Genomic DNA, 6,418 nt, shown 5'->3' on the forward strand with positions numbered 1-6,418 from the left:
CAACCGACGACAACACTCCCCTCGTTCGTCGCTGCTCTCCGAGTGATCGGCCGGCTCTCACCTGAACCCTCCCAACGGGGACAGCACGAGCCGGCCGTTCACGCGAACCGGTCGGGGCCTGTCAGATGAACGGCGCCTTTTGGGCCGACGGTCATTGGTTGATGCAGCCTTCGAAGGCAATTGCGAACGCGCTCAGCACCGGATTCCACTCGTTGCCCAGCGTGCCCGGCCGCGCCATGTCGGGTCAAGCGAGCGGGTCATGTCAAGCGAGCGGGTCACAAGGTAGAGGCACTTCAGCGCGGCCGCGCCGTTCGAGAAGTCCCTCGAGCTCGCACCGCCCGGCGGTAGCGGCCGTTGGCGACTCGATCGCGTTCGTGGAGCAGATGATGCGGCGGATCTCGAGGTCCCAGTCCGCGCTCGCCCTCGGGCTCGCCGACCAGTGAAGCTGCCCGACAGTGGCAGGCAGACTGGCTTAGCGCCCCGGTCTCGCCCCGTCCTCGCCCTCGTTCTCGACGATCTCTGGCGGGCCGTCGGGATCGACGGCGCCACCCTCGTTCACCCAATTCGCAATCCTGGCGGCGTCTTCTTTGGTGACTGACTGAGTTGGCTGCCGACCGGTTCGATCGGGTCAGCGAGGCGTTGAGAGAAGTCCTCGATCCTGAGATCGGGGTGAATATCTTCGACCTCGGGTTGATCTATGGGCTGGCCTGGGACCACGAGGTGAACGTCCTCGTTATCGAGATGACGCTGACTTCTGCGGGCTGCCCCCTGCAAGAGATGCTGACCGAGACGATCGGCGAGGCGCTTAAAGGAGTCGTTGATGGGTTTCGGATCAACTGGGTGTGGATGCCACCGTGGGATATCCGACGGATTAGCGGAGAAGGGCGCGAGATGATGCGCGCGATTGGCCTGAACATCTGAGCGAGATGTCATGAGGAATGGAACGATGACAACGACACTGGGCACATTCGAAAGCCTCGTCGAACTATCCGGCGGCGAAGGCCCGATCTCGGTGCGTTCGAGCCAGGTCCTGGAGAGACCCGGGGTCCGGATCGTTGTTCTCGGGTTCAGCGGAGGCGCCTCCTTGCGGGAGCACACCTGTCCCACGCCGATCCTGCTTCACGCGCTGGATGGCCGGTTCGCCGTTCATGCAGACACGGTTGAATACGACCTGTATCCAGGGAACGTCCTGCACCTGGATGCCGGCGTCCCGCCACACCGTCCACACCACGTGCGCGGCCCGGCTGAGCATCACGTTCCTTGGCTGAGTCGACGCTCGCGACGAAGCCGGCCGGCAGTTGCGACCCGCGGAATAGCCAGCAAGACGAGTCGCGGTAGCGCCCGCGTCTTCGCCGTGCCGAGGCCCGGGTGGATCATCGGCGTGGGGCGCACGATTCGGGTCATGGTTGGCTGAACCGCGCGACAAGGGGCGTGTCAACTCCCGTCGGGCCGATCTTCGAAGCACCGCCAGGGGATCCGAGTGGTGTCAGCCTCCCGGGAAGAGTGCTGGTGAAGAAGCCCTCGTTGTCGCCGGCGTACTCCGACCACACAGCAGGGAGGTCGTCACTGTAGAAGATCGCCTGCACCGGGCAGACGGGCTCGCACGCGCCGCAGTCGATGCACTCGTCCGGATGGATGTACAGCGATCGGCCGCCTTCATAAATGCAGTCCACTGGGCACTCGTCGACGCATGCGCGATCCATCACATCGATACACGGTTCCGCTATGACGTAGACCACGTGGTTCCCTTCCCCCAATGTGGACGATCGACTGCACAATATAAACGCACAATACTCCTGTTTATTAGCCGGTGCTGGTATTCTGTGGTGATGACCGCGAAAGAACGCACCGGCGACCGTCATGTGGCGCTGGCATCAGCGGTGCGTCGGGAAATCCTGCGGCTGCTGGCTGAAGCGGAAGAGCCACTGGACGCGGCGGCCGTCGCCGCCGAGTGCGGAATTCATGTCACTACGGTGCGATTTCACCTGGAACAGCTGGAGAGCGCCCGGATGGTCACTCGGGAGATTGCCCACCGCAGTGGTCGCGGCAGACCGCGAATGGTGTATCGAGTCCTCGAGCAGGCCTCCCGTGAGGAATCGCTTCGAGAACTCAGCGCAGTCCTCGCAGATGCGCTCGCCTCGCTATCCGACGACGGAAAGACACAGGCCAAACAAGCGGGGGAGCGCTGGTCCCGCCTCTTCGCGGATCACGTTGCTTCAGGCTCAGGCGACGACGTCGGCTCGCTGAGCCAGGTGTTCGAGAAGATCGGATTCGCCCCCGAGATACGTGAAGACGAGCGCGTGATCGCTTTGCACGAGTGCCCCTTCCGTGATGTCGCCGCTGCACACCCCAATATCGTGTGCTCTGCACATCAGGGACTACTGGCCGGGATCATCAGTCAACTCGGTCGCTCCGATGCCGACGCCACCCTCCAGCCATTCGTCCAACCCGAACTGTGCCTGATCCAGTTGCGAGGCGCTCTTGCCGTCAGCGGCCAAGATGAGACAACCGCCAAGCAGCCCTGAGAGTTCCCGCGACGCAAAAGCCGCCCACCCCACAACTGCACGCCGACCGCATAAGCCCCAGCCACCTTCACGACAATTGTCGTTCGGACGATGACGGCCCGCGATCGCACCACGGCCTACCCAGCTTCATTTCGTGTCACGCAGCAGGCAATATTAAACCGTATTCTGTTACTCTAAAATGAGTGTGATGCGGAGGACCCATGAACGACAAGCCGAGAACGACAAGTGAGCGCGTGGTGGTCGTCTCCCCGGACATACAGACGCTGATCGGCCTGCTCCCAACGGATTCCCGACACGTCGCGTCCCGTCGCATCCTGAAGGCGCCTGGCGTAGGCGTGGTTCGGCTCTCTCTCGACGCCGGCCACAGCATGGACGAGCATCACGCAGCCGTTCCCGTGCTGATTCAGGTTCTGGCGGGAGAGGTCGAAATCGCGGCAGGCAGCACCCGCGCGCGGCTTGCAGCAGGTGGGCTACTCTATTTGGCCGCAGGAGAGCGGCACGCTGTACGAGCAAGGACGCGGGCGGATCTTCTGCTGACCCTGGTAGACGGCAGAAAGTCTCGCTCCCGTACCAGCGCAACCCACTACGAGGCCACGGCCATCCAGGACCGTCGCCGGCCGATCGGCGACAATCTCGTGCTGGCCTCTAACGGCGCCGACTCCGTCGCTCTCGGCGCGATCACACGGTCTCATGCCGAGTTGGCCGGCGCCCTCGCCGCGCATGCCTCCCGGCTTCTAGATGTCGCCGGAACCGGGAACGCTAAGGCCATGGAGGAGGCTCGCCGCCGGCTGGTGGACTGGGCACGCTCAGACCTCTTCCCGCTGTTCGCCGCCGAAGCCGACATTCTCTACCCCGAGGCCGGCCGCGTCGGCGCGAAAGAACCCGATCTTGCCGAGGCGCTCTTCGACGGACAGGAGCGCATCAGCGCCCTTCTGGAGGAGGCCAGTGCGCACCTGGCTCCAGCTCCACTGGCGGCCGCGACAGTGGCGTTGCGGGTTGCAGTCGGACACCAGCTCAACATGGAAATGGAACGACTCCTGCCGGCTCTTGCGGCATCGACGCGACATTCGCTGGCTGAACTATGGGCCGACGTCGAGCATGCGCAATCTCGCGCCTCGCTGGAATCGGCGAAAACGGAGGCTGTCGATCCAGGTCATGCGGGACCGGCCGAGGCCGCCTGCGAATGCGGCGTCGGCGACGATCCGGAATTGCCAGAGCTGGATCTGCGTCCCGTCCCCCCAGCGATCCGTCACGCGACCGTCTTCGGGGCATTGGACTCGCTACGTCCGTGCGAAGGCCTGGTCCTGGTCGCGGCACACGATCCATTACCGCTGCTGGCACAGATTCGGCAACGCTCCGGAGACCGCTTCGCGGTCAGGTATCTGCAGCGCGGCCCCGGCGACTGGCGTTTGAAACTCGTCTTCAGCGACCAGGCGGCAACCACGAGGTGACGGACCGATATGCGACCATATTCTTCCTGGTCGGCAGTGCCTGCATCATCGTAGGCGGCCTGGTCGCGGCCGTGACGACACCCTTAGGCCTGGCCAAGGGGTCCTGGTCCGCCGCCTACCTCGTTTTGGTCTGCGGGGTCGCGCAATGCCTGTTCGGGGTGGCCCGCAGCAAGCTAGGGCAGGCTCCTCTGACCCGAATGGGCTTCCTGACAGAGTTCTCCTGTTGGAACCTGGGAAACGCGGCGGTGATCATCGGAACCGTGCTAAACGCCCCTGCGGTGCTCGATTGCGGCGGAGCGCTCCTCATCGTTGTACTGCTGATGCAGATCAGTCACCTGCGCCACGCCAAACCGGGGATGAGCTGGGCGCTCCGGCTCTATGGCGCAGTGATCGGGATGCTGCTGCTCAGTATCCCGATCGGGCTCATTCTTGCCATGATCGCGCCGACGTGACGGTGAGAGCACCAGGCGCGAGAACCGCAGCCGAACGGGCCGAGCTCACCACTCATGTGGCACCCAAGTGTCCGGGAGCGCGCCGGAGTCGAGAAACCTTCGAAGTGCCGCGCTGGCCCGTGCGCTCAAAACACGGTCAGCTTGGCCGTAGATCACCGGCTCCTCTTTCGCGTTGTGCGTCTCCAGCTGCGCTAGCAGCGTCCGGCATGCCTCGACCACCTCACGACTTTCAACATTCTCTGCCTGGAGCCTCTCGACTAAGTCGATCGAGTCCCACAATTGGCCGTGCTCGCGCTGCATCACCAGGATCGGCATGACCATTCCCGCCTCGCGGAGCGCCGGAAAGAGGAATTCCTCCTCCACGTAGATGTGGCGGCGCAACCCGCCGAGCGCGGCATCGAGGAGAACCGGGTCATGCGCGGCGGCCTTCTCAAGCTGGTCGATGAAGCGCTCGATTCCGCCGTCGATCTGGCGATGCTCGCGTTCGAGTGCCTGTGCCAGGACGGCAGTTCCAGAATCCCGCTGGGTGTTCGACATGTGGCTCCTTACCTGTTATCGGGGCTGTCTCATGGCGGCCGCGACCGGACGGGCTCAGCCTTCTTCCCGCTGGCGCAACGTTTCGAAGTCGCTGCCGGATCGACCCTGGATACGCCGGTGGATCGACCCGGCGATGCGATTCGCCTGGGTCTTGGCCAGCTCCGCCTTCTCGCCGGCGAAGTGCTCATCGACGGTGGCCGTCCACAGGTGAAGCCACCGACGGAAATGCTCCTGCCGGAGAGGGAACTTCGCATTCAAGGCCACATGCAATTGGAGCGCATTGCGACGATAGAGACCCGCCTGGAAGAGGACCGTCTCCCAGAAGTCGCACATGATCGGCAGATGGTGCTGCAGGTCCATCCGTGCGATGTCGGTGAAGATCGGTCCGATCAACGGATCGAGGAACGCCCTGCGGTAGAACGCCTCGACGAGGAATCGAACATCGTCCCGATCGGTGAGATCTGGTCTCATATCATCAGTCTATGGTATTAACCGGATTGTAATGCCTTAAAATCATTCGCAAGCGAAACGGTACCGCCGAGCAATAAAAAGGAATAATGTCATCTTAAAAGGTGGCTTGTAGCGATCCTGAGGGCGAACACCATGACGCGAACGATTCCGACTATCCCAGCACATCAGGGCTCGGGCGCCTCCGCAGCGGACCGGGGGGCAATCCCGACCAGGGCTCACCGGAAGGCCAACATGCTGGTCAACTGGGTGTCTTCGACCGATCACAAGACGATCGGGTACATGTACCTGATCTCGTCGTTCATCTACTTCCTCATCGGCGGTGTGATGGCCCTCATCATTCGCGCGCAGCTCTTCGAGCCGGGTCTCGAGGTGGTGCAGACCAAGGAGCAGTACAACCAGCTTTTCACGATGCACGGCACGATCATGCTGCTGATGTTCGCGACGCCGCTGTTCGCCGGCTTCGCCAACGTGCTCATGCCGCTGCAGATCGGCGCCCCCGACGTGGCGTTCCCGCGTCTGAACGCGCTGGCGTACTGGTTCTACTCGTTCGGCTCGCTGATCGCGGTCGCCGGGTTCCTCACCCCGCAGGGTGCGGCCTCATTCGGCTGGTTCGCGTACGCACCGTTGTCGAGTACGACGTTCTCACCAGGAATCGGCGGGAACCTCTGGGTCCTGGGCCTCGGTCTGTCGGGCTTCGGCACCATCCTCGGTGCGGTGAACTTCATCACGACCATCATCACGATGCGCGCGCCGGGCATGACCATGTTCCGCATGCCGATCTTCACCTGGAACACCCTCGTGACGTCGATCCTCGTGCTGATGGCCTTCCCGGTCCTGGCCGCCGCGCTGTTCGCCCTCGCGGCCGACCGCGTGTTCGACGCGCACATCTACGACGCCGCGAACGGCGGGGCCCTGCTGTGGCAGCACCTGTTCTGGTTCTTCGGCCATCCCGAGGTGTACATCATCGCGCTGCCGTTCTTCG

8 protein-coding genes are annotated in these 6,418 nt (G+C 63.4%); 5 read left to right on the forward strand and 3 right to left on the reverse strand.

From position 1 onward, the window contains the following. Positions 1-594 precede the first annotated feature (594 nt). A complete protein-coding gene (locus Q0Q23_RS19410; RefSeq protein ID WP_295128264.1) occupies positions 595-921 on the forward strand; it encodes a metal-sulfur cluster assembly factor in 327 nt (108 codons plus the stop codon). A gap of 479 nt (positions 922-1,400) precedes the next feature. Here Q0Q23_RS19410 and fdxA read toward each other — a convergent pair whose 3' ends face one another. Further along, positions 1,401-1,739: a ferredoxin gene (gene fdxA / locus Q0Q23_RS19415; protein ID WP_295128243.1), complete on the reverse strand. Its 339-nt coding sequence runs from the start codon at positions 1,737-1,739 to the stop codon at positions 1,401-1,403. A gap of 90 nt (positions 1,740-1,829) precedes the next feature. Between fdxA and Q0Q23_RS19420 the strand changes: the two genes are divergently transcribed. The 3 genes from Q0Q23_RS19420 (at position 1,830) to Q0Q23_RS19430 (ending at position 4,428) form a co-directional block, all read left to right on the forward strand. Then, on the forward strand, positions 1,830-2,525 hold the full coding sequence (locus tag Q0Q23_RS19420; RefSeq protein WP_295128246.1) for a metalloregulator ArsR/SmtB family transcription factor: 696 nt from the start codon (positions 1,830-1,832) through the stop codon (positions 2,523-2,525). Positions 2,526-2,725: 200 nt separating this feature from the next. Continuing rightward, on the forward strand, positions 2,726-3,976 hold the full coding sequence (locus Q0Q23_RS19425; protein WP_295128249.1) for a DUF2249 domain-containing protein: 1,251 nt from the start codon (positions 2,726-2,728) through the stop codon (positions 3,974-3,976). Further along, positions 3,973-4,428: a hypothetical protein gene (locus Q0Q23_RS19430; protein WP_295128252.1), complete on the forward strand. Its 456-nt coding sequence runs from the start codon at positions 3,973-3,975 to the stop codon at positions 4,426-4,428. Before Q0Q23_RS19425 ends, Q0Q23_RS19430 begins: the two co-directional genes overlap by 4 nt. Before the next feature lie 45 nt (positions 4,429-4,473). Here Q0Q23_RS19430 and Q0Q23_RS19435 read toward each other — a convergent pair whose 3' ends face one another. Together Q0Q23_RS19435 and Q0Q23_RS19440 are read right to left on the reverse strand one after the other, a co-directional pair. Continuing rightward, on the reverse strand, positions 4,474-4,965 hold the full coding sequence (locus Q0Q23_RS19435) for a hemerythrin domain-containing protein (RefSeq protein ID WP_295128255.1): 492 nt from the start codon (positions 4,963-4,965) through the stop codon (positions 4,474-4,476). A 54-nt stretch (positions 4,966-5,019) separates the two neighbouring features. Next, the gene (locus tag Q0Q23_RS19440) at positions 5,020-5,436 is read right to left on the reverse strand and encodes a group III truncated hemoglobin (RefSeq protein WP_295128258.1); all 417 of its coding nucleotides are present in this window, start codon (positions 5,434-5,436) and stop codon (positions 5,020-5,022) included. A 231-nt stretch (positions 5,437-5,667) separates the two neighbouring features. On the opposite strand from Q0Q23_RS19440, the gene Q0Q23_RS19445 reads away from it, so the two are divergent. Then, on the forward strand, positions 5,668-6,418 hold a 751-nt coding region (locus Q0Q23_RS19445; protein WP_295128261.1), incomplete at its 3' end, for a cbb3-type cytochrome c oxidase subunit I.

The organism is uncultured Leifsonia sp. (genome assembly GCF_945957465.1).
In the GTDB taxonomy this organism is placed as follows: Bacteria; Actinomycetota; Actinomycetes; order Actinomycetales; family Microbacteriaceae; genus Leifsonia.

What these genes read in the sequence shown, in the direction of transcription:
- Q0Q23_RS19420 (WP_295128246.1), top strand. Translation starts at nt 1,830, where the DNA reads ATGACCGCGAAAGAACGCACCGGCGACCGTCATGTGGCGCTGGCATCA.
- Q0Q23_RS19425 (WP_295128249.1), top strand. Translation starts at nt 2,726, where the DNA reads ATGAACGACAAGCCGAGAACGACAAGTGAGCGCGTGGTGGTCGTCTCC.
- Q0Q23_RS19435 (WP_295128255.1), bottom strand. Translation starts at nt 4,965, where the DNA reads ATGTCGAACACCCAGCGGGATTCTGGAACTGCCGTCCTGGCACAGGCA.
- Q0Q23_RS19440 (WP_295128258.1), bottom strand. Translation starts at nt 5,436, where the DNA reads ATGAGACCAGATCTCACCGATCGGGACGATGTTCGATTCCTCGTCGAG.